We start from the raw sequence: 22,821 nt of genomic DNA, 5'->3' as shown, positions 1-22,821 counted from the left end.
TGGCTGGTCATGCCTGGCAGTCTCCTCCTGCCGGCGGGTGCGGGGCATCGCCCGAATCCTGCCGTCCGGATGACAGTAACTGAAATTTTTTGCTATGTCCGTAAAAAAATGCATTCCCGCGACGGGTAATCTGCGGTATGAAAATGACCGAGGAGTTCGCCACGCCCGTCCGGGCTGGCTTGCCGCCGCGGCCGTGGTCCGGGCGGAGGAGGGCACCATGCATCACCACCCCACCGACCCCCGCAGGACGGCGCGCCATGGCCGGGGCTGACATCCTGATCGGCATCGACGCCGGCACCTCGGTCATCAAGGCGGTGGCCTTCGACCTGGGCGGGCGGCAGATCGCCGCGGCCTCGGTGCCGAACCGCTATCAGGCCGGCGGCGACGGCTCGGCCACGCAACCCTTGGCGCAGACCTGGGACGACTGCGCCGCCGCGCTGCGGGGCCTGGGCGAGAAACTGCCCGATCTTGCCGCCCGCACCGCCGCGCTCTCGGTCACGGCGCAGGGCGACGGCACCTGGCTGGTCGGCCGCGACGGGCCAGTGGGCGACGCTTGGCTGTGGCTCGACGCCCGCGCCGCGCCGACGGTGGCGCGGCTGGCCGCCGGTCCGGCGAATCGCGCCCGGTTCGAGGCGACCGGCACCGGGCTCAACACCTGCCAGCAGGGCAGCCAGATGGCGCATATGGACGCGCATTGCCCGGAACTGCTGGACCGGGCCGAGGTGGCGCTGCATTGCAAGGACTGGCTTTATCTGAACCTGACCGGGGTGCGGGCGACCGACCCGTCCGAGGCCAGCTTCACCTTCGGCAATTTCCGCGACCGGCGCTATGACGACACGGTGATCGCCGCGCTGGGGCTGGAGCATCGCCGCGCCCTGCTGCCCGAGATCGTCGATGGCTCGCAGCTTACCCATCCGCTGACGCCCGAGGCCGCCCGCGCCACCGGCCTGCGCGCTGGCACGCCGGTCAGCCTGGGCTATGTGGACATGGTAATGACCGCGCTGGGTGCCGGGGTTTATGGCGGGGCGGGCGATGTCGCCTGCTCGACCGTCGGCTCGACCGGCGTGCATCTGCGGGCGGTGCGCGCGCAGGACGTGCATCTGAACGCGCAGGGCACCGGCTATGTCATCTGCCTGCCGATCCCCGGCGTCGTGACCCAGGTGCAGACCAATATGGCGGCGACGCTGAACCTGGACTGGATCCTGGGCATCGCGGCGGGGATCATGTCCGACCTGGGCCAGCCGGTCACGCATCGCGACCTGGTCGACCGGATCGAGGGCTGGCTGGCGCAGTCGAAGCCGGGCCAGATCGTCTATCACCCCTATATCTCCGAGGCGGGCGAGCGTGGCCCCTTCGTCAATGCCGATGCCCGCGCGGGCTTCGTCGGCCTGTCGGCCGGGCATCGCTATCCCGACCTGATCCGCGCCGTGGCCGAGGGGCTGGGCATGGCGATGCGCGACTGCTACGCCGCCATGGGTCCGCTGCCGGCCGAGCTGCGGCTGACCGGCGGCGCCGCGCGCTCGCGCGGCTTGCGCGGCATCCTCTCGGCCGCGCTCGACGCCCCGGTGCGGGTGTCCGGGCGCGACGAGGCCGGCGCGGCCGGCGCTGCGATGATGGCCGCCGTCGCCATCGGCGCCTATCCCGACATGGAATCCTGCATCGCCGAATGGGTCACGCCGCTTCTGGGCGCGGCCGAGGCGCCCGATCCCGAACTCGCCGCCGCCTATGCGCGGCTTTTCCCCGCATTTTCCGCCTCGCGGCAGGCGCTGCCGCCCGCATGGGACGCGCTGGCCCGCACCCGGACAGGAGATTGAGACATGGCCCAGGATCAAGAGATGATCGACCTTTTCGTCATCGGCGGCGGCATCAACGGCGCCGGCGTCGCGCGCGATGCCGCCGGGCGGGGCCTGAAGGTGGTGCTTTGCGAAAAGGACGACCTGGCGCAGGGCACCTCGTCGCGCTCGGGCAAGCTGGTGCATGGCGGGCTGCGCTACCTGGAATATTACGAGTTCCGCCTGGTGCGCGAGGCGCTGATCGAGCGCGAGGTGCTGCTGAACGCCGCCCCGCATATCATCTGGCCGATGCGCTTCGTGCTGCCGCATTCGCCGCAGGACCGGCCCGCTTGGCTGGTGCGGCTGGGGCTGTTCCTTTACGACCATCTGGGCGGGCGGCAGAAGCTGCCCGGCACCCGCACGCTGGACCTGCGTCGCGACCCCGAGGGCGCGCCGCTGCTGGACGAATACGTCAAGGGTTTCGAATATTCCGATTGCTGGGTCGATGACGCCCGCCTCGTGGTGCTGAACGCCGTCGATGCCGCCGAGCGCGGCGCCGAGGTGCTGACCCGCAGCCCCTGCATTTCGGCCCGGCGCGAGGACGGCGCCTGGACCGTGCAGACCCGCAGCGAGATCACCGGAGAACTGCGGACTTTCCGCGCCCGCTGCGTGGTGAACTGCGCCGGGCCGTGGGTGTCGGACGTGATCGGCCGGGTGGCGGGCGCGCAGTCCAGCCGCAACGTGCGGCTGGTCAAGGGCAGCCATATCATCGTGCCGAAATGGTGGGCGGGCGCCAATGCCTATCTGGTGCAGAACCACGACAAGCGGGTGATCTTCATCAACCCCTATGAGGGCGACAAGGCGCTGATCGGCACCACCGACATCGCCTATGACGGCCGGGCCGAGGACGTCACGGCCGACGAATCCGAGATCGAATACCTGATCGCCGCCGTGAACCGCTATTTCAAGCAGAAGCTGCGGCGCGACGACGTGCTGCACAGCTTTTCGGGCGTGCGGCCGCTGTTCGACGATGGCAAGGGCAACCCTTCGGCGGTGACGCGGGACTATGTCTTCGATCTGGACCAGACCGGCGGCGCGCCGCTGCTGAACGTCTTCGGCGGCAAGATCACCACCTTCCGCGAGCTGGCCGAGCGCGGCATGCATCGGCTGCGCGAGGTGTTCCCGGCCATGGGTCCGGACTGGACCGAAAGCGCGCCCTTGCCCGGCGGCGACATGGCCAATGCCGATTACGAAAGCTATGCGGAACTGCTGCGCGAGCTGAACCCCTGGATGCCGCGCGGGCTGCTGCACCACTATGGCCGGCTTTACGGCACCCGGACCCGCGACGTGGTGGCGGGGGCGCTGTCGCTTTCCGACCTGGGCCGGCATTTCGGCGGCAATCTCTACGAGGCCGAGGCGCGCTATCTGGTCGCGCGCGAATGGGCGCAAACGCCCGAGGACATCCTCTATCGCCGCACCAAGCATTACCTGCACCTGACCGAGGACCAGCGCCGCGCCTTTGCCGACTGGTTCGCCGGCTCGGACCTCGCCCAAGCCGCCTGAGGACACCATGGCCCTGACGCTGTCGCTGAACACCAATCCGCTGGTCAACCGCTTCGCCGAACCGGACGACCTGATCGACACCGTGGCGCGCGATCTGAAGATCCGCGACTTGCAACTGACGCATGAGTTCATCAACCCGAGCTGGCCCGCCCCGGTGATCCGCCGCCTGACCCGAACCATGGGCGCGGCGCTGGCCCGCACCGGCGTGCGCGTCACCAGCGGCATGACCGGGCCCTATGGGCGGCTCAACCACTTCGGCCATCCCGACCGCGAGGTGCGGCGCTATTACGTCGACTGGTTCAAGACATTCGCCGACATCATCGGCGACCTGGGCGGGCATTCCGTCGGCACGCAATTCGCGATCTTCACCTATCGCGACTATGACGACCCGGCCCGGCGCGAGGAGCTGATCCGCATCGCCATCGACGCTTGGGCCGAGGTGGCCGAGCACGCCAGGGCGGCGGGCCTGGCCTACGTTTTCTGGGAGCCGATGAGCATCGGGCGCGAATTCGGCGAGACCATCGCGGCCTGCATGGCCTTGCAGGACCGGCTGACGGCGGCCGGCATGGCGGTGCCGATGTGGATGATGGCCGACATCGACCATGGCGACGTGACCAGCCCCAACCCCGACGACACCGACCCCTATGCCTGGGCGCGGGCGGTGCCGAAGGTCAGCCCCATCATCCACATCAAGCAGTCGATGATGGACAAGTCCGGCCACCGGCCCTTCACCGCCGAATACAATGCCAAGGGGGCGATCCAGCCCGAGCCGCTGCTGGCGGCCCTGGCCGAGGGCGGGGCGAAGGACAACGAGATCTGCCTGGAACTCAGCTTCAAGGAACGCGAGCCGAACGACCGCCAGGTGATCGCGCAGATCGCCGAAAGCGTCGCCTTCTGGGCGCCGCATATCGACAGCGGCGCGGATAAGTTGAATATCTAGAACCGGATAGCAAAGGACGCCCGCGATGAGACGCCAGCCCCCCGCCTATCGGATCGCGTGATGGCCTCGCGCGGTGCGATGGACCCCGAACAAAGCCTCGCCATCCGCGCGGCCTGGCTGCATTATGCCGGCGGCCTGACCCAGGCGGCGGTGGCGAAGCGCCTGGGCGTGCCCTCGGTCAAGGCGCATCGGCTGATCGCGCGGGCGGTGGCCGAGGGCGTGGTCAAGGTCTCGATCGACGGCGAGATCGTCGAATGCGCCGCGCTTGAGGACCGGCTTTGCGCCCGCTATGGCCTGGATTACTGCGAGGTCGCGCCGGAACTGGGCGAGGAAGGGTTGCCCTTGCGCGCCCTGGGCCTGGCCGGCGCCGGATTCCTGCGCCGCGAGATCGAGCGCGGCGAGGATGCGGTGATCGGTCTGGGTCATGGCCGCACGCTGGCGGCGGCGGTGCAGCAATTGCCGCGCTTCGACGCGCATGGCGTGCGCTTCGTGTCGCTGCTGGGCGGCTTTACCCGGCATTACGCCACCAACCCGCATGACGTGATGTATGCCCTGGCGCAGAAGACCGGGGCGCAGGGCTATGTCCTGCCGGTGCCGTTCTTTGCCAATTCCGAGGCGGATCTGGCGGTGCTGCTGGCCCAGCCCGGCGTGCGCGAGCTGTTCGACCTGTCGAACGGCGCCGGCCTGAAGGTGGTGGGGATCGGCACCGCGGATGCCGGGGCGCAGCTTGTCGCCTCGGGCATGATCGAGCCGCATGAGATCGCCGAGATCAATGCCGCCGGCGCGCGGGGCGAGATGCTGGGGCATTTCTTCGATGCGCAGGGCCGGGTGCTGGAAACCACGCTGAGCGCGCGCACGCTGTCGGTCAGCCTGGACGGCCCGGAAGGCAGCCGCATCGTGGCCATTGCCGGCGGTGCCGAGAAGGTCGGCGCGGTGCGGGCGGTGCTGCAAAGCGGCCGGCTTTCGGGGCTGATCACCGACGAGGCGACGGCGCGGCTGCTGGCCGACTGAAGCCTGTCCGCAAACGAGGGCGGGGCGAGCAGAGCTCGCCCCGGACGCTGCCGCTGGGCCGGGGGTGGCGCGGCTGGCGCCGCGCGCGCCCGGATCAGGCGGCGTAGCGTTTCGCCATCGCCGCCAGCGGAAGCGGGCGGATCTTCGCGGCGTTGCCGGCGGTGCCGAAGGCCTCGAAACGCGCCTTGCAGACCTCGGACATCATCGCCATGGCGGGTTTCAGATAGCCGCGCGGATCGAATTCCGCAGGCTCTTCGCTGAGCTTCTTGCGGATCGCGGCGGTCATCGCCAGCCGGTTGTCGGTGTCGATGTTGACCTTGCGCACGCCCGACTTGATGCCGCGCTGGATCTCTTCGACCGGGACGCCCCAAGTCGGCTTGATGTCGCCGCCATAGGCGTTGATGACCTGCTGCAGGTCCTCGGGCACCGAGCTTGAGCCGTGCATGACCAGATGCGTGTTCGGCAGGCGGCGGTGGATCTCCTCGATCACATGCATGGCCAGGATGGCGCCGTCGGGCTTGCGGGTGAACTTGTAGGCGCCGTGGCTGGTGCCCATGGCGATGGCCAGGGCATCGACCTGGGTGTCGTTCACGAAGCGCACCGCTTCGTCGGGATCGGTCAGCAGCTGATCCTCGGACAGCCGGCCCTCGGCGCCGTGGCCGTCCTCCTGGTCGCCCATGCCGGTTTCCAGGCTGCCGAGCACGCCCAGCTCGCCCTCGACCGAGACGCCGCAGGCATGGGCCATCTCGACCACGCGGGCGGTGATGTCGCGGTTATAGGCGTAATCGGCGGGGGTCTTGCCGTCGGCCTGCAGCGAGCCGTCCATCATCACGCTGGTAAAGCCGTTCTGGATCGCCGTGGCGCAGGTCGCAAGCCCGTTGCCATGGTCCAGATGCATGCACAGCGGAATGTCGGGAAAGGCCCGCGACAGGCCCTGGATCAGCCCGGCCAGCACGGCATCGTTGGCATAGGCGCGCGCGCCGCGGCTGGCCTGCAGGATCACCGGGCTGTCGGTCGCCGCGGCGGCGTTCATCACCGCGAGCCCCTGCTCCATGTTGTTGATGTTGAAGGCGGGGACGGCATAGCCGTTCTCGGCCGCATGGTCGAGAAGCTGGCGCAGCGTGATCATGGCCATGGGCTGTTTATCCTTTGCTGATGGCGAGATGGGACAGGATGGTTTCGACTTCCTCGCGCGCGCCGAAGAACAGCGGCACCATCTCGTGCAGCCCCTGCGGTTGGCGGTCGAGGATCGGTTGGCGGCCGTCCGAGGCGATGCCGCCGGCCTGCTCGATCAGGAAGGCGATGGGGCAGCATTCGTAGATCAGCCGCAGCCGGCCGTTCTCATAGCCCGGTCGGCGGTCGGCGGGATAGAGGAAGGCGCCGCCCTTCAGCAGGATGCGGTGCAATTCGCCCACGGCGGCGGCGAGCCAGCGCATGTTGAAGTCGCGCCCGCGCGGGCCGTCCTTGCCCTGGCGCAGCTCCTGCACCCAGGCTTGCAGGCCCGGCGGCCAGTGGCGTTCGTTCGAGGCGTTGTAGGCGATGGTCGAGGCGGTGGGTTTCAGCTGCACGCGCTCGCGGGTCAGGCGGAACTGCCCCGCCTCGGCATCATAGCCGGCGACATGGGTGCCATCGCCCAGCGACCAGCCGAAATCCAGTGAATGGCCGAAGCTGGCGTAGCCGGCGGCGACCACGGCCCGGCCGGGGCGCAGGAAGCCTTCGGGCGCGGCGGGCAGGATGCTGAACAGCATGCCCAGCGGCGCGCCGATGCCGATGCTGCCCGAGCCGTCGATCGGGTCCATCGCCACGTCCCAGGCGCCGCCCGGGTTCAGGGTGACGACCGCCTCGGCCTCCTCGGACAGCACCCGGCCGACGCCTGCTGCGGCCAGCGCGTCCAGCATGTGGTGATGGGCGGCGACATCCAGCGCCTTCTGCCTGTCGCCGCTGTCATTGGTGCCGACCACGGCTTCGGGGTCGCCATGCAGCCGGCCGGCGGCCAGCCGCGCGGCCAACGCCGGCTGGGCCCGGGCAATCGCCAGGGTGATGGCGGCGGGGCCGTCGCCCGCCAGCACGTCGGAAAGCGGGCGGCCGGTGGCGGGGCCGTCGTTCGGCAGTTTCAGCATGGCGGGCCTTTGCGTGCGGGCGGACTCAGCCGGCCTTGTTGTATTTCGCGTCCACTTCGTCAATGGCGCAGACGTTCCCGGCCGAGCGGCCGTTCGGGTCGAAGTTCATCGTCTCGGCCAGCCAAGCGTCGGCGATGGCCTTGGCGAGCTCGGTGCCGATCACCCGCGCGCCCATGGTGATGATCTGGGCGTTGTTCGACAGCGCGGCGCGTTCGGCCGAATAGGTGTCATGGGTCAGGGCGGCGCGGATGCCCGGAACCTTGTTCGCGGCGATGCAGACGCCGATGCCGGTGCCGCAGACCAGGATGGCGCGGTCATAGGTGCCGGCCGCGACCTCGCTTGCCACCCGGTCCGAGAGATTGGCATAGAAGGCATCCGCGCCCGCCTCGGTGCGGCTGATTTCGGAAACCTCGTGCTTGTCCTTCAGGTGGTCGGCCAGCAGCTTGGCCAGACCTTCACCCGCGCTGTCGCCTGCGATTGCCAGTTTCATTTCACGTCTCCGATGGTTGCGGCGCAGCGCGCCAGGATGTCCAGATAGCCCTCGACACTCCAGGCCGAGCGGCCGATGAAAAGCCCGTCGATATGCGGGCAGGCGATCAGCTCGGCGCAATTGCCGGGGTTGACCGAGCCGCCGTAGAGGCAGGGGATGCGCCGGCCCAGCACCTCCTGCGCCACGGCGATAATCTCGGCCTGTCGCGCATCGGCATAGTCCGATGTCGCGGGGATGCCGTTCACGCCGATGGCCCAGACCGGCTCATAGGCCAGCAGGATCGGCGCGAATTTCTGCTCGGCCGAGAGCTTGGCCAGCGCGCCGCGCACCTGGGTCTCCAGCACTTCCTGCGCCCGGCCGGATTCGCGTTCGGCCAGGGTCTCGCCGATGCAGATCAGCGGGATCAGGCCGTGGCGCACCGCGGCCTCGGTCTTGAGGCCCACGGTCTCGTCCGTCTCGCCGAAATGCTCGCGGCGTTCGCTGTGCCCCAGCTCGACGATGTCGAGATTGCAGTCGCGCAGCATCAGGGGCGAGATCTCGCCGGTCCAGGCGCCCGCGTCGGCCCAATGCATGTTCTGCGCGCCGACCTTGACCGAGGTGTCGGCCAGCAGCGCCTTGACCTCGCGCACCGCGGTGAAGGGCGGGATCACGAAGCGCTGGATGCGCGGGTCGCGGGCGGTATCGGCGGCGGCCAGCCCCTCGGCAAAGGCGCGGGCCTCGGCCAGGGTCTTGTTCATCTTCCAGCTGGTGCCGATCCAGAATTCGGTCATGTCGTCGTCCTAACGGTCAGAATGCTTGGCAATGGTCAGGGGGATGCCGGCGCGGTCCAGCGCGGCGCGATCCTCGGGCGCAGGGGCGGCGTCGGTGATGATGGCGTCGAATTCCGCCAGGTCGGCCAGGCTGTGCAGCGCGGTCTGGCCGAAGCGGCGGTGGTTGACCAGCAGCACGCTGCGCTCGGCCGCGGCCATCATGGCGCGCTTGGCCCGGATCACCGCATCGTCCATGTGAAAGGCCTGCAAGCCGCTGACCGCCGGGGCCGAGATGAAGGCCAGGTCGGCCCGCAGCCGCGCCAGGGCGTTTTCGGTCAGCTGGCCGAAATAGGCGTTGAACTTGGCGGAGAACACGCCGCCAAGCGCGATCAGCGTGATGCGCGAGACCTCCTTCAGCGGCTCGATCACCGCCGCGTTGTTGGTGATGACGGTCAGCGGCGCCTTCTCGACCAGCCGCGCCCCCAGCAGCGCCGCCATCGAGCCGTCGTTGACCATGACGCTCATCCCCGGCTCGACCAGGTCCAGCGCGGCGCGGGCCATGCGGGCCTTGGCCTCGTTGTCCTGCAATTCGCGGATGCGGAAATCGCTTTCGAACTGCTTGCCGGCCTCGATGGTGGCGCCGCCGCGCACCTTGCGCAAGAGCCCCGCCTGTTCCAGGTCGTCGAGGTCGCGGTGGATGGTCATCTTCGAGACCGCGAAACGCTCGGCCAGATCATCGAGGTCGACGGCGCGCGCCGCGACCAGCAGATCCATGATGGCTTGCCTGCGTTCCTCGCGCTTCACGACATCCCTCCTTGCGCGGGAATCGCCCGGCCCGATACCTTTCTAACAATCCGCTGCGCAATTTCAACATGAATTTTGTGATGTTGTGATTTGACGTTGTTATTTTTATGCGGCGCGTGTATGGGATTGCGTCAAAAGGAGGACCGACCATGCCTTTAGATTCGCCCAAAGACCCCGCGATCGCGGCGAAGGCCGCGCTTGATCCGCAGAACTTCGCGCTGGCGAACTGCATCCGCGCGCTCAGCATCGACGCGGTGAACGCCGCCAATTCCGGCCATCCCGGCGCGCCCATGGGCATGGCCGATGCCGCCGCGGTGCTGTTCGGCAAGCACCTGAAATTCGACGCGAAAAACCCCGACTGGCCGGATCGCGACCGCTTCGTGCTGTCGAACGGCCATGCCTCGATGCTGCTTTACAGCGTGCTGCACCTGGCCGGCTACGAGGACATGACCATCGAGCAGATCCGCAATTTCCGGCAATGGGGCGCGATCACGGCGGGCCACCCGGAATACGGCCATGCCAAGGGCATCGAGACCACCACCGGCCCGCTGGGGCAGGGGCTGGCCACCGCCGTCGGCATGGCCCTGGCCGAGCGCCGGCTGGCCACCGAGTTCGGCAGCGATCTGGTCGATCATCACACTTACGTCATGCTTGGCGACGGCTGCCTGCAAGAGGGCATCGGGCAAGAGGCCGCCAGCCTTGCCGGCCATCTGGGCCTGGGCAAGATGATCGTGCTTTACGACGACAACGCGATCACCATCGACGGGCCGACCTCGGTGTCCTTCTCGGAAAACATCCCGGCGCGGTTCGAGGCGATGGGCTGGCATGTGCAAAGCTGCGACGGCCATGACGGCCGCGCGCTGGACGCCGCCATCACCGCCGCCAAGGCGGAGACCGGCAAACCCTCGCTGATCGCGATGAAAACGGTGATCGGTTTCGGCTCGCCCAACAAGGCCGGTTCCTATGCCGTCCACGGCTCGCCCTTGGGCAAGGACGAGGCGGCGCTGACGAAAGAGGCCATCGGCTGGTCGGCCGAGCCCTTCGCCATCCCCGAGGACCTGGCCGCCGCGTGGCGCGAGATCGGCCAACGCGGCGCCAAGGCCCGCGCCGACTGGGAAGCGCGCCTGGCCGCGAAACCCGAGGATCTGCGCGCCGAGTTCGACCGCCGCCAGGCCGGCACCTTGCCCGGCGATTACGAGCCGACCTTGCAGGACGCCCGCGCCCGGCTTTTCGCCGCGCCGAAAAAGGCCGCGACCCGCAAGGCGAGCCAGATGGCGCTGGAGGCGCTGGCCCCGGCGCTGCCCGAGATGATCGGGGGTTCCGCCGACCTGACCGGCTCGAACCTGACCCGGGTTCCGGCGGTGGACAGCCAGTATTCGCGCGAGGCGGCGGGCCGCTACATCGGCTATGGCGTGCGCGAATTCGGCATGGCCGCGGCGATGAACGGCATCAACCTGCATGGCGGCTTCATCGCCTATGGCGGCACCTTCCTGGTGTTCTCGGACTATGCCCGCAACGCCATCCGGCTGTCGGCGCTGATGGGGGTGGGCACGATCTATGTCATGACCCATGACAGCATCGGGTTGGGCGAGGATGGCCCGACCCACCAGCCGATCGAGCATCTGGCGTCCTTGCGCGCGATCCCCAACCTGACCGTCCTGCGCCCGGCCGATACGGTCGAGACGCTGGAGGCCTGGGACATCGCCATCCGCAACCGGCACGTGCCCTCGCTGCTGGCGCTGTCGCGGCAGGATGTGCCGCAGCTGCGGCTGGAGGCGGGGACCGAGAACCTGACCGCCAGGGGCGCCTATGTGCTGCGCCAGTTCGGGGAGGGGCGCGACGTGACCCTGATCGCCACCGGCACCGAGGTCGCCATCGCCGTCGAGGCCGCCGAGGCGCTGCACGCCGAAGGGCTGTCGGTCGCCGTGGTCTCGATGCCAAGCTGGGAGCTGTTCGACGCCCAACCGGAAGCCTATCGCACGGAAACGCTGGGCGACGCGCCCCGCATCGCCGTCGAGGCGGCGGGCAAGTTCGGCTGGACCCGCTATGTCGCCAGCGAGGACGACGTGATCGGCATGACCGGCTTCGGCGCCTCGGCCCCCATCGACCGGCTCTATCAGGAGTTCGGCATCACGAAAGACGCCATCGTCGCGCGGGCGAAGACGCTCGCCGGCAAGTGACAGCGGCCGCGCCCGGAGCCGATCCGGGCGCGGTCATCCGCCGATGGGACCGGGCCAGTCGCTGATCCGCCGGGCGGTGAAGCGTTCGCGCAGCCAGCGGGCGGCCGGGCCGCTGGGGCGCTGCTTGTGCCAGACCAGTTCCAGCGCCACCGGCCAGTCGGCGCCGTCGAAGCGCAGCGGCGGAATCGCCAGATCCTCGCGCACCGTCGATTCGCGGATGATGTGGTCGGGCACCAGCGCCCAGCCGATGCCGCGGCGCACCAGTTGCAGGATCACCCAGTGGCTTTCGACCCACCAGACCTCGGCGGCGGTGCGCAGCCGCTGCTTTTCCGGCCCTTCGCTGCGCACCGCGACCATCAGCTGGCGGTGGCGCTTCAGATCCTCCCATTCGACCACGCCCTCGGCCAGCGGATGGTGCTTGCCGCAGACCAGTTGCAAGGGCACCCAGCCCAGGGTGTGAAAGCCGATCTCGGGCGGCAGCACCTCCTGGCGCCACATCACGCCGATGTCGGCCTTGCCGTCCATGACCAGGCGGCTGACATCCTCCATCATCGGGAACAGCAGCTCCAGCTCGACATGCGGGAAATGCGAGGCGAATTCGGCGAAAAGCGCGGCCTGCACCGCTTCGGGGTAAAGCTCGTCGATGGCAACGACCAGGCGGCTCTCGACATGGGCCTCGAAACTGGCGGCGACGCCGATCAGATGCGCGCGCCGGTCCAGCACCACCCGCGCCTCGCGCAGCAGCCGGTCGCCGGCGGGCGTCAGCACCGGATACCGACCCTCGCGGCTGAAGAGCACCACGCCCAGATCGGTTTCCAGGTTCGCGACCTGGGTGCTGACCGCCGACTGCGCCTTGCGCAAGGCCCGGCCGGCGGCCGAGAACGAGCCATGCTCGGCGCTTGCGACAAAGGCTTCCAGCTGTTCCAGCGATACGGTCATCGGTCTATCTGATTTTCAGATGGATGCTAACTTTCGCTCTGGCAGAATCAAGATAGAAAGCGGGCAAGGACGGCTAAAGGAAGACGAAAGATGACCATGCGCACATTCCCCGACCGGGTGCGGCACGCGCTGATGTTCGAAACCATCGGCCTTGCGATCATCACGCCGGCGGCGGCCTGGCTTTACGACAAGCCGCTGTTCGACATGGGCGTGGTGGGCGTCGGCGCCGCCACCCTGGCGACGGTCTGGACCTTCGTCTTCAACCTGGGCTTCGACCATGCGCTGCGCTGGCTGAAAGGCGATGCGCGAAAGGCGCTGCACCACCGGCTGCTGCATACCCTGCTGTTCGAATTCGGCCTGCTGGTCATGCTCTTGCCGCCGATGGCCTGGTATCTGGGCATGACGCTGTGGCAGACCTTCCTGCTGGACCTGTTTATCGTCGCCTTCTACCTGGTCTATAATTTCCTGTTCAACATCGCCTATGACCGGCTGTTCCCGCTGCCGGCGGCGCGGCCCCGCACGGCCGCGGCCTAGCCGGGGTCGGCGGCGATCTCGTCCAGCAGAAAGGCGCGGAACTTGCGGATCGCGGGACGGTTGCGCCGGCCCTTGGGATAGACCAGCCAGAACTTGCGCCCGCTGCGCGAGACCAGCGGAAACGGCTGGATCAGGCTGCCGGTCGCCAGTTCGAAGCGGAAGAAGCGCGGCGTCAGCAGCGCCACGCCATAGCCCTCCAGCGCCGCCCGCGCCTCGTGCAGGTCGGTCGACAGCGTCAGGCCGGGGCGCGGCGCGGTTTCCCAGAAGTCCACCCCGGCCGTGCGCATCCACAGCGCCCAGTTCGGATCGACCCGGTCCAGCAGCGGCAGCTTCAGCAGGTCCGAGGGGCTGTTCAGCGCATGCTTGCGCGCCAGGGCCGGCGACAGCATCGGTGTGTATTCGATGGGCATCAGCTCATGCGCCTCCAGGCCCGGCCAGTCGCCATCCCCGGCCCGGATGGCGACGGTAATGTCCTCGCGCCCGAAATCGACCAGATTGTCGCTGGTCTCCAGCCGCACCGCCAGGTTCGGGTGGTTCATCTGGAACTTGCCCAGCCGCGGCGAGAGCCAGGCCCCGGCAAAGGTCGGCACGGTCGAGATCGACAGCGTCGAGACCGAATCCGCTGAAGGGTCGGCATAGGTCTCGCGCAGCATGTCGAAGGCGTCGATGGTCGGGCGGGCGAACAGCGCCCCGGTCTCGGTCAGCACGATGCCGCGCGGCTTGCGCAGGAACAGCGGCGTGCCCATCCGTTCCTCGAGCAGCCGGATCTGATAGCTGACCGCGGCCTGGGTCATGCCCAGATCCTCGGCCGCGCGGGTGAAGCTCAGGTGACGCGCCACGGCCTCGAAGGCGCGCAGGGCGGCGAGCGGGGGCAGTGCCATAAGTCCACCTTATGCGGGCTTGCCGAGGCTTTGTTGGTCATTCGCGGCGCAGGGTAGCATTGTCGTCCCGTGGATCAAGCACGAGCATCGCAAGGAGGCTGAAATGTCCCACGATCTTGCCAATTCCCGCCCGCAAGGCTGGCTGGGCCGGGGCCTGTTCCGGCTGTTCGGCCTGGGCCCCCGGGATAAGCAGGCCCTATCGCCGTGCCGCGACCGCATGGCGGCGCTGGACGATCCCCGGACTCGCCGCGCCATCGCCGACCTGCCGTCGCATCTGCTGCGCGACATCGGCGTGGTGGAATTGCGTCACGGCCATGCCGGTCCCGGCGTCGAGGGCGAGGCGCTGCGCCGCCACCTGTGGTAGGGGTCAGTCCCGCGGCTCGGCCAGCGCCACGACCTCGGCATGGCTCAGCCCCAGCCGGCGGCGCAGCCCGTCGCGAAAGGCGCGGCGCATGATGCGCCGGTAATGCGCCGCGTCCGGGCCGTAATGCCGGGCGCGGCGGTGCCATTTCAGCGCCAGCAGCGGCAGCAGCGGCCAGAACCACGGCCCCGCCGCCACCCGATAGGCCAGAAGCGTGTTGCGGTGGATGTAATAGACCTTCCACAGCGGCCGCAGCACCATATGCCCGCCGGTATGCACCGCGCCGGTGTCGTGTTCGAAACGCAGCTCGGGCAGGAAGCCGATGCGCAGCCCCTTGCGCCGCATCTCCAGCGTATAGAGCTGGTCGTCGCCATAGATGAACAGCCGCTCGTCCGGATAGCCGACCCGCGAGAAGCAGCCGCGCGACAGGAACAGGCCGACGAAAGAGCTCATGTCGATCTCGACCGGCTCGGCCTCGGCGCCATAGCTGCTGTCGTCGATGTAGAAGCCGCCGCGCCCGCCGGTCAGGGTGCGCAGGAACTCGGGCAGGCGCCAGAACGGGTTGCGATAGGGCCGGTTCATCTCGCAGACCTGGCCCCCCGGGGTCAGCACGGCGGCGCCAAGCGCGTCCCAGCCGTCCAGGGGCAGGGCGCGGAACTGCGCGATGGTGCCGGGAAACGGCCGGCCGTCGTCGTCCATCACCACGATCCAGTCCGGGTCGAGCGCGTCCACCAGATGGCGCATGCCGCGCGCGAAACCGCCGGCGCCGCCAAGATTGTCCATGCTGCGCATATGGGTCAGGCGGTCATCCTCGATGGTTTCGAGGTAATCCGACGTGCCGTCCGTCGAGGCGTTGTCGAAGACCAGCACATGGTCCAGATCCTCGGCCAGAAGCCGCCCGACCGTCACCCGCAGCTTCTCCAGCCGGTTATGCGTCACCACCAGCGCGGCGATGCACTGGCGACGGCTCTGCGGCTGGTCTGGGATCGGGCGCATCTGCGGGTCAATCGTCATGGGGCGCCGCCTGCCTAGCGGATCGCGGCCCCTGCGACAAGCGCCGGGCCGCCGGACCCGCGCAAGGATTTTCTTGCAATCGGACCCGATTTCCGCCATTGCTGGGGGCGTTCACGCGAAAAAGTGAACGCAGTTTGATGTCCGGGCCCCTCTGGCGGACGTGGCGGCACGTTCGTGATGTCGGCATCGATCAGTGACCAGCCGCCTGGAATTTTTCAAAATGACGCAGGGAAGCAATCCTCTTTCGGGGAGCGGCATCGGTGACGGGGCGCGTCGCCCGACCGTGCAATATTTCACTTGGGCCTTCATCGTCACCGTGCTGGGACTGGCGCTTGGCGCCTTCCTGGGCTGGCAGACCACCGGCACGGTCGGCGGCATGCTGTCGGTGTTCTTCATCTGCGCCGTGCTTGCGGTGCTGGAGATCTCGCTGTCCTTCGACAACGCCATCGTCAATGCCAACAAGCTCAAGGACATGACGCCGGTCTGGCAGCGCCGCTTCCTGACCTGGGGAATCGTCATCGCCGTCTTCGGCATGCGGATCATCTTCCCGCTGCTGATCGTGGTCATCGCGGCCAATATCGGCCCGTGGCAAGCCATGGTGCTGGCCGCCACCCAGCCCGACGAATATTCGCGCATCATGCATGACGCGCATCTGCCCATCGCGGCCTTCGGCGGCACCTTCCTGATGATGGTGGGCCTGTCCTTCTTCTTCGACCATGAAAAGGACGTGCATTGGGTCAAATGGCTCGAGGACCGCATGTCGCGCTATGCCACGATCCGCGGCATCGAGGTCGCCATCGTCCTGGTGACGGTGCTGATCTTCTCGCGTTTCCTGGAAGGGGCGGAATCGCAGGTCTTCTTCAGCTCGGCGATCTGGGGCCTGCTGACCTTCCTGCTGGTCGAGGTGCTGGGCGGGCTTCTGGACAGCAGCCAGCAGACCTTGCAGGCCGGTGCCAAGGGCGGGCTGGGCGCCTTCCTGTATCTGGAGGTGCTGGACGCCTCCTTCAGCTTCGACGGGGTGATCGGCGCCTTTGCGTTGACGCATAACCTCTTCGTCATCGCCATCGGCCTGGGCATCGGCGCCATGTATGTGCGCTCGATGACCATCATGCTGGTCGAGCGCGGCACGCTGGCCGAATACCGCTTCCTGGAGCATGGCGCCTTCTATGCCATCATCGCGCTGTCGGTCATCATGTTCGTGCAGCCGCTGGTGCATATCCCCGAGGTCGTCACCGGCCTGGGCGGCGCGACGCTGATCGGCATCTCGCTCTGGTCCTCGATCCGCTGGAACCGTCACAACCACGAGGCGTAAGCCTTCGCCATCGCGGAAGGCCGCTGCCCCGAAAGGGCGGCGGCCTTTTTGCTGCGCGGGATTCCTGCTAGGATTGCCGCGAAAAGAAAGGTCGTTCCTTGCGTTATCTCGTTGCCGTCGTTGTCGCTGCCGTCCTGCTTGCGCTGATCTGGCTCGCCGCCGCTTGGTGGCGCGCGAAAACCCCCGACACCGGCGCGGATGTGCAGGCGCTGTATCAGGCGCCCCGCGCGCTGCCCCGGGGGCCGCTGCGGGTCTATCACCTGGGCCACAGCCTGGTCGGGCGCGACATGCCGGCGATGCTGGCGCAGATGGCCGGGCACGACTACGCGCTGCAACTGGGCTGGGGCGCGGCGCTGAGCGAGCATTGGCGCGGCCCGGATGCGGTCAACGGCTATACCCAGGAAAACGCCACGCCCCATCACCACGAGGCGCATCAGGCGCTGAAAAGCGGCAGCTATGACGCTTTCGTGATGACCGAGATGGTGCGGCTGAAGGACGCCATCGCCTACAAGGACAGCCGCAAGGCGGCGGCGGATTGGGCCGCCGAGGCGGCAGCCGGCAACCGCCAGGGCCAGATCTTCCTGTACGAAAGCTGGCACGCGCTGGACGACCCCGAGGATTGGCTGGCCCGCCTGCCGCAGGATCTGAAGACCATGTGGCAGCCCGACCTGCTGTGGCCCGCCGCCCGCGCTGCCGGCAAGCCGGTCTGGCTGATCCCGGTCGGGCAGGTGCTGCATGCCGTGGTGGCCGAGGCCGAGGCGCAGGGCATCGCCGAACTGACCGCGCGCGAGCAGCTGTTCGCCCGCAACCCAGACGGTTCGCTGGACACGATCCATTCGAATGACCTCGGCATCTATATCGTCGCGCTGACGCATTACGCAGTGCTCTACGGCCGCAGCCCGGTTGGCCTGCCCAACCAGCTGAACAAGGCGGACGGCACACCGGCCAAGGCGCCTTCGCCGGAACTGGCGCGGCGCCTGCAAGAGATCGTCTGGCAGGTGGTGCGCGACCAGCCGCTGACCGGCATTCCGCGCTAGATCCGAAGACTGAATTTCGGATTTCTTGAAAACATTCCCGTTGCACTCGCCGGTGATTTTGCCTTTTTGGCGGGCAGTTGCCAGATCGGAGTGCATCATGCTGACCGGATTCGTGCTGTTCTATGTCGGTGCGGTGCTGTTTCTGAACGGCCTCTGGCTGATGGGCCGCATCGCCGACCGCGAGATCGTGGTCATCAACGTGATCGCCGCGCTGGTCTCGGGCGCGGCGGTGCTGCAGGACGCCTTCGGCGCCGGCGCAACCGCCGCCAGCATCCGCAACGGCGCGCTGAGCCTGCTGTTCTGCACCACCTATCTGTGGGTCGCCTGCAACCGCCTTTCGGGCGCGGACGGGCGCGGCCTCGGCTGGTTCAGCCTGTTCGTCGCCATCACCGCCATCCCCGTGACCCTGCGCGCCTTCGCCGCGGCCGGCTCGGCGACCGAGCTTTGGCTGGCGGCGAATTGGGCGGTCTGGGGCGTCCTGTGGTTCCTGTATTTCCTGCTGCTGGCGCTGGGGCGCCCGATCCAGCGGCAGACCGCCTGGGTCACGCTGCTGGCCGGGATCTTTACCGGCTGGCTGCCCGGCTTCCTGCTGCTGGACGGGCTGATCTGATCACCAGAACAGATGCGCCTCGTCGATGGCGCGGCGCCAGAAGGCATCGCGGTCGGATTCGGGGGCCCAGCCCAGCAGCCGCTTGGGCTTGCCGTTGTCGAAGGGCGACAGGTGCCCGCGCGATTTCCAGTCCGCCAGCGAGGCGGGCCTGGCGCCCTTCTTGCGCAGCGCGTGGCGTTTCAGCCCCTGTTTCATCGCATCCGACAGCCACAGCGCCGTCAGGTTCGAGCCGCTGACCTTCAGCCGCGCGCCGGTGCGGGCATGGATGGCGTCGAAATAATCGCGCCCCGAGAACATCGGATCGCCGATCAGGTTGAAGCTTTCCCCCAGCGCCGCGTCGCTCTCCATCATGGCGATCAGCCCGTCCGAGACATCGTCGGCCAGCACGAAGGGCAGGATGTTGCGGCCATTGCCCCACAGCCGCACCGCGCCGGCGCCATGCCAGCGGCCAATGCCCCAATGCTGCAAGGGCCCGCCGTCGCCCAGCACGATGCCGGGGCGGGCAATGACCAGCCGCAGCCCCTGCGCCTGCATGGCCAGCAGGCGCTTCTCGCCCTCGGCCTTGGAGCGGGCATAGATGTTGCGGGTCTCCATCGCGCCGAACTCGGTGGCCTCGGTGATCGTCCGGCCCGGGTCCGCCATGTCGTAGGAGGCGATGGTGCCGGTATGGATCAGCCGGCCGACGCCGGCGGCGATGGCGGCGCGGCCGATGCGCTCGGTCGTGGCCACGTCGTTTTCCAGCGCGGCCTGCCAGCTCTTGTCGGTGGATTTCGCCAGGTTGAAGACCACGTTCATGCCCTGCATGGCCTGAACCAGCCCGGCCTCGTCGCGCAGCGACACGCCCAGCGTCTCGACCCGGTTGGCAAGGTCGGGGAAGGGCCCGTTCCGCCCGCGCGAGAGCACGCGCACGTCATGGCCGCGCTCCACGAGGCGGCGGGTCAGGTTGCGGCCGATGAAGCCGGTGCCGCCGATCACCATGACGCGCGGCTGCGGCGTGCCGACGGGCCGGGCCGGGACCGGCGGCAGGGCGGGCAGGCGATCCAGCGCGGCCTCGATCCCGGCCATGACCGCATGCGCCGCCTCGGGGGCGAAGCGCGGGTCGGGCCGGCCGCTCTGGATGCCGTCGTAGAACGCCGCGACCGTGGCCCGGAAGCTGAGCCCATAGGGGCTTTTCTGGTTCAGCGACGCGGCCTGTCGCACCGCGTTCCGCGCTCCCTCGCGCAGATGCGCGGTCGAGGCGCCCAGTTCCTTCAGCAGCGGGTTCAGCACCAGGTCGGCGGTATTGTCGCGCCTGACCACCAGCGTATCGGCGGCGAAATCCATCCGCGCCATGCCCGATGAGCCGCGCAGGCTGACCGAGCGGTCGTCGAAGGTCTCGACCAGCGACAGGGCGATGGTCACGTCCACGGGACCGGCGCGACCGATGATGCGCCAGCTTTGCGGCCGCTGCTCGCCGCCGGGCAGGGTGATCCACTGGCCCAGGCTGACATGCTCGATCTCCAGCGGCCCCAGCAGGTCGGTCGCCAGCGAGAAGGGATGCGGGCCAAGCTCCAAGAGCAGGTTCCGCGTCTCGCGCAGCATCCACAGGCTGTAGGGTCCCGACCGCAGCGGCACCAGCGGCAGCGCCCAGTTGATCTGCGCGCTGCTGACCAGGCCCAGATCGCCGGCCTGCTTCGCCGCCTTCAGCCGCTCATAGGACGGCAGGGCCAGGAAGTTGTGGCAGGCGCCCAAGTGGCGGCCGGCGGCGCGGGCGGCCTCGGCCATGTCCGCAACCTCGGCGACCGATAGCGCCACCGGCTTTTCGACCAGCACATGCAGCCCGGCCTGCAGGCATTTCACCGCCAGGTCGCGATGCAGGTTCGGCGGCGTCAGGATATGGACCACGTCGCAAACCCCGGCCGCGATCATCTGGTCGAGATCGGTGAAGGCTGCGATGCCATAGCTCGATGCCAGCGCCTCGGCCGCCTCGCGGGCCGGGTCGCAGACCGCGACCAGCCGCGCGCCAGGCGTCGCGCGCACCGCATCCGCGTGCCACGAGGCGATGTAGCCGGCGCCGATAATGCCGACGCGCAGGTCCGAACTCATGAAAAACTCCTATTTATACTCGATAATCCGCATGGCGTCGCCTTTGCGGCGGCGGCGGTGATAAGTCCACATCCCGAAAAGGTTAGGCAGTTTCGCCAGCGTCAGCAAAGCCGCCTGCTGCAGCGCCATCGGCTTGCCGGCAAGCCCGCGCCAGGTCTTCCAGAAGGACAGCGCGTAAAGCGCCAGCACCGCCGCCGAGAGCCAGAGGCTGGTGAAAAGCCCCAGCAGGAACAGCAGCGGCAGCGCCAGGCCATAGACCCAGACCCGCAGCTTTTCGCGCTTGAAATAAGGCGGATGCAGGGCGCCGACCTGGGCAAAGCCGTGGCCGTTCCGGATGGTGCGCTGCCACCACTGGCCGAACCGCGTCATGGCGGCGTCGTGCCAGGTCATATGCACCGGCAGCCGCTCCAGCCGCCAGCCGGCCTTGCCGATGCGCAGGCAGAATTCGTCGTCCTCGGCCGCGATCACCGTCGGGTCGAAGCCGCCGACCTGCCGGAATGCCGCGACCCGGACCATCATGTCGCCGCCGCAGGCGATGATGGGGCCGGCGGGGCGGCGCCAGTCGACCTCGCACATCTGGTTGTAGACGGTGGCCTCGGGGTGGATCTCGCCGCGCCAGCCGGTCACGATGCCCAGCCGCGGGTCGGCCTGCATGGCGGCGACGCCGGCATCCAGCCAGCCGGCCTCGACCCGGCAGTCGCCATCGACGAATTGCACCAGGTCCAGCGCGCCCCCGGCCAGCAGCGCCTCGGCCCCGGCATTGCGGGCACGGGCGGCGGTGAAGGGGGTCGTCCTGTCCAGTTCCACCACCGCGACGCCGAGCGAGCGGGCGAAAGCCACGGAATCGTCGCGCGAGCCGCTGTCGACATAGACCACGCGGTCGCACAGCGGCACCAGCGAGCGCAGGCAGGCCTTCAGCCTGTCGCCTTCGTTGCGGCCGATGGCCACCGCACCCAGCGTCGGACGGTGCATGATTCCCCCGGATTGACGCAACCGCCGGCAGATTAGCCGTGAGGCGGTTGTTTCTGCAATGCGGCGGCGCCTGTCGTTATGGGCAAGTGCTCAATGCACCGCGCGCTCGCGGCGCAGGCTTTGCCGGGCCAGGGCCGAGATCAGGTCGGTCTGGGTGACGATGCCGACGATGCGCGCGCCGTCCAGCACCGGCACGGCATGGCAGTCGCCCGAGGCGAGCATCGGCAGCAGCGTCGCGATGGGGCTGTCCGGGCCGACATGCGGCGGATCGGTCTGCATGATCTGCCCGGCCCGCGCCGCCGGCCCCGAGCGGCCCAGCAGGTCCGCCATGGCCGAAAGCAGCCGGCGGTTGCGGCGAAAGGCGTCCTCGCGCGCGCGGCGGATCAGGTGGATCTGGAAGATCACGCCGCGGAACTGGTCGCCGTTCTCGACCACCGGGATAGAGGTGAAGTTATGCTCGCGGAAGATGTCGGCGACCACCGACAGGCGGGTCTGCGGCCCGACGGTCACCAGGTCGCGCGACATGACCTCGGCCACGGTCAGCGGCCCGGCCTGGTGGCTGGCGGCCTGCAACTCGGCGGCGCCGATCAGCCGGGCCAGATCCTCGACGCCCAGGTTCAGCGACTGGCGATAGCGTTGCAGGATCTCGGTCAGCTCGGCCTCGGACAGGCCCAGCCGCTCCATGGCCGGATGGTCGGCGGTGCCATGCGGGCCGGGATCCTCGAAATGCCGGAACGGATAGCGCCGGCCGGTCGCCCGGGCGTAGAGCATGGCGATCACCACCAGCGCCAGGGTGCCGGCCATGACCGGCGCCAGCACGAAGCGGAAGCCCAGCTCGCGCACCGCCTCGGGGTTCATGGCGGCGGTCATCGCCACGGCGCCCGCCGGCGGATGCACCGCGCGCAGTGGCACCATGGCGGCGATGGTCGCGCCCACCGCCAGCGCGATGCGCCAGCCCGGGTCGGGCACCAGCAGGCAGGCCAGCACGCCGATGGCCGCCGCGGCGCCATTGCCGACCACCGCCGACCAAGGCTGCGCCAGCGGGCTGTTCGGCACCGCAAAGACCAGAACCGATGTCGCCCCGAAGGGCGCGATCATATAGAGCCCCAGCCGCAGGTCGGCCGAGGGCGACAGCAGCAGCAGCCCCGAGATCCCCAGCCCGACCAGCGCCCCGATTCCCGCCCGCAGCGCCTCGCGCGGCGAGCCGGGGGCGATCGCCGGCCCCAGCGCCAGGGCGATCCGGTGCAGCATGGTCCCGGCCGGTTTGGTCATCGCGCCCCTTTTCCGATCTGCCCCGCAAATGGGCAGCTGATGCGCGTAATTGTCGCATCGACGTCCCGCTGACAAGCCCGCGCGGCCCGGCAAGCGCAGATTTTGCCATGGGAATCATCTATGAATTGATCGACAACCACAGGGATCGCAAAGCGGCCGCAGCTGGAGGAATCGG

21 protein-coding genes are annotated in these 22,821 nt (G+C 68.6%); 10 read left to right on the top strand and 11 right to left on the bottom strand.

The features are described from left to right. The first annotated feature begins 257 nt into the window (after positions 1-257). The 4 genes from PARN5_RS0118020 to PARN5_RS0118005 are packed head-to-tail and all read left to right on the top strand — an operon-like array spanning position 258 to position 5,286. Positions 258-1,814: an FGGY-family carbohydrate kinase gene (locus PARN5_RS0118020; RefSeq protein ID WP_018001171.1), complete on the top strand. Its 1,557-nt coding sequence runs from the start codon at positions 258-260 to the stop codon at positions 1,812-1,814. Between the two features lie 3 nt (positions 1,815-1,817). After that, positions 1,818-3,335, top strand: a complete 1,518-nt coding sequence (locus PARN5_RS0118015) for a glycerol-3-phosphate dehydrogenase (protein ID WP_018001170.1) — start codon at positions 1,818-1,820, stop codon at positions 3,333-3,335. Between the two features lie 7 nt (positions 3,336-3,342). Next, a complete protein-coding gene (locus PARN5_RS0118010) occupies positions 3,343-4,275 on the top strand; it encodes a TIM barrel protein (protein ID WP_018001169.1) in 933 nt (310 codons plus the stop codon). A gap of 60 nt (positions 4,276-4,335) precedes the next feature. After that, on the top strand, positions 4,336-5,286 hold the full coding sequence (locus tag PARN5_RS0118005; RefSeq protein WP_018001168.1) for a sugar-binding transcriptional regulator: 951 nt from the start codon (positions 4,336-4,338) through the stop codon (positions 5,284-5,286). A gap of 94 nt (positions 5,287-5,380) precedes the next feature. Here PARN5_RS0118005 and fba read toward each other — a convergent pair whose 3' ends face one another. Genes fba through PARN5_RS0117980 form a run of 5 tightly spaced genes read right to left on the bottom strand, consistent with a single transcriptional unit; the run spans position 5,381 to position 9,449 of the window. After that, positions 5,381-6,421, bottom strand: a complete 1,041-nt coding sequence (gene fba, locus PARN5_RS0118000; protein ID WP_018001167.1) for a class II fructose-bisphosphate aldolase — start codon at positions 6,419-6,421, stop codon at positions 5,381-5,383. A gap of 7 nt (positions 6,422-6,428) precedes the next feature. Beyond that, positions 6,429-7,406, bottom strand: a complete 978-nt coding sequence (locus PARN5_RS0117995) for a class 1 fructose-bisphosphatase (RefSeq protein ID WP_018001166.1) — start codon at positions 7,404-7,406, stop codon at positions 6,429-6,431. A 25-nt stretch (positions 7,407-7,431) separates the two neighbouring features. After that, on the bottom strand, positions 7,432-7,896 hold the full coding sequence (locus PARN5_RS0117990) for an RpiB/LacA/LacB family sugar-phosphate isomerase (RefSeq protein WP_018001165.1): 465 nt from the start codon (positions 7,894-7,896) through the stop codon (positions 7,432-7,434). After that, entirely contained in the window at positions 7,893-8,666 is a 774-nt protein-coding gene (locus tag PARN5_RS0117985) for a triose-phosphate isomerase (RefSeq protein WP_018001164.1), read from the bottom strand. Before PARN5_RS0117985 ends, PARN5_RS0117990 begins: the two co-directional genes overlap by 4 nt. Positions 8,667-8,675: 9 nt before the next feature. Further along, complete coding sequence (locus PARN5_RS0117980) at positions 8,676-9,449, bottom strand: DeoR/GlpR family DNA-binding transcription regulator (protein WP_018001163.1); 774 nt, start codon at positions 9,447-9,449, stop codon at positions 8,676-8,678. A gap of 149 nt (positions 9,450-9,598) precedes the next feature. Between PARN5_RS0117980 and tkt the strand changes: the two genes are divergently transcribed. Next, positions 9,599-11,629, top strand: coding sequence for a transketolase (gene tkt / locus PARN5_RS0117975; RefSeq protein ID WP_018001162.1), 2,031 nt, complete (start codon positions 9,599-9,601; stop codon positions 11,627-11,629). Between the two features lie 33 nt (positions 11,630-11,662). On the opposite strand, the gene PARN5_RS0117970 is transcribed toward tkt, so the two are convergent. Further along, complete coding sequence (locus tag PARN5_RS0117970; RefSeq protein WP_018001161.1) at positions 11,663-12,568, bottom strand: LysR family transcriptional regulator; 906 nt, start codon at positions 12,566-12,568, stop codon at positions 11,663-11,665. Between the two features lie 90 nt (positions 12,569-12,658). Here PARN5_RS0117970 and PARN5_RS0117965 point away from each other — a divergent pair, with 90 nt between their 5' ends. Next, on the top strand, positions 12,659-13,102 hold the full coding sequence (locus PARN5_RS0117965) for a PACE efflux transporter (RefSeq protein ID WP_018001160.1): 444 nt from the start codon (positions 12,659-12,661) through the stop codon (positions 13,100-13,102). On the opposite strand, the gene PARN5_RS0117960 is transcribed toward PARN5_RS0117965, so the two are convergent. Then, a complete protein-coding gene (locus PARN5_RS0117960) occupies positions 13,099-13,983 on the bottom strand; it encodes a LysR substrate-binding domain-containing protein (RefSeq protein ID WP_018001159.1) in 885 nt (294 codons plus the stop codon). The two genes, PARN5_RS0117965 and PARN5_RS0117960, sit on opposite strands and share 4 nt — an antisense overlap. 103 nt (positions 13,984-14,086) lie before the next feature. On the opposite strand from PARN5_RS0117960, the gene PARN5_RS0117955 reads away from it, so the two are divergent. Then, positions 14,087-14,347 carry a hypothetical protein gene (locus PARN5_RS0117955; RefSeq protein ID WP_018001158.1) on the top strand — a complete coding sequence of 87 codons (261 nt, stop codon included), beginning with the start codon at positions 14,087-14,089 and terminating at the stop codon, positions 14,345-14,347. 3 nt (positions 14,348-14,350) lie between these two features. On the opposite strand, the gene PARN5_RS0117950 is transcribed toward PARN5_RS0117955, so the two are convergent. After that, on the bottom strand, positions 14,351-15,358 hold the full coding sequence (locus PARN5_RS0117950) for a glycosyltransferase (protein WP_018001157.1): 1,008 nt from the start codon (positions 15,356-15,358) through the stop codon (positions 14,351-14,353). 256 nt (positions 15,359-15,614) lie between these two features. Between PARN5_RS0117950 and PARN5_RS0117945 the strand changes: the two genes are divergently transcribed. From PARN5_RS0117945 to PARN5_RS0117935, 3 genes are all read left to right on the top strand, one after another. Continuing rightward, the gene (locus tag PARN5_RS0117945; RefSeq protein WP_026155548.1) at positions 15,615-16,670 is read left to right on the top strand and encodes a DUF475 domain-containing protein; all 1,056 of its coding nucleotides are present in this window, start codon (positions 15,615-15,617) and stop codon (positions 16,668-16,670) included. Between the two features lie 98 nt (positions 16,671-16,768). After that, positions 16,769-17,707 (top strand): hypothetical protein, encoded by a 939-nt coding sequence (locus tag PARN5_RS0117940; RefSeq protein WP_018001155.1) that lies wholly within the window; start codon positions 16,769-16,771, stop codon positions 17,705-17,707. Between the two features lie 97 nt (positions 17,708-17,804). After that, positions 17,805-18,317: an AmiS/UreI family transporter gene (locus PARN5_RS0117935; protein WP_018001154.1), complete on the top strand. Its 513-nt coding sequence runs from the start codon at positions 17,805-17,807 to the stop codon at positions 18,315-18,317. Here PARN5_RS0117935 and PARN5_RS0117930 read toward each other — a convergent pair whose 3' ends face one another. The 3 genes from PARN5_RS0117930 to PARN5_RS0117920 form a co-directional block, all read right to left on the bottom strand. Next, positions 18,318-20,402, bottom strand: a complete 2,085-nt coding sequence (locus PARN5_RS0117930; RefSeq protein ID WP_018001153.1) for a Gfo/Idh/MocA family oxidoreductase — start codon at positions 20,400-20,402, stop codon at positions 18,318-18,320. It lies immediately after the preceding gene. A 9-nt stretch (positions 20,403-20,411) separates the two neighbouring features. After that, on the bottom strand, positions 20,412-21,374 hold the full coding sequence (locus PARN5_RS0117925) for a glycosyltransferase (protein ID WP_018001152.1): 963 nt from the start codon (positions 21,372-21,374) through the stop codon (positions 20,412-20,414). A gap of 90 nt (positions 21,375-21,464) precedes the next feature. Beyond that, entirely contained in the window at positions 21,465-22,646 is a 1,182-nt protein-coding gene (locus PARN5_RS0117920; protein ID WP_018001151.1) for an HPP family protein, read from the bottom strand. Between the last annotated feature and the right edge of the window lie 175 nt (positions 22,647-22,821).

The organism is Paracoccus sp. N5 (assembly GCF_000371965.1).
Taxonomy (GTDB): Bacteria; Pseudomonadota; Alphaproteobacteria; order Rhodobacterales; family Rhodobacteraceae; genus Paracoccus.
Note: the sequence above shows the minus strand (reverse complement) of the source record. Positions and strands in the feature narration are given on the sequence as shown.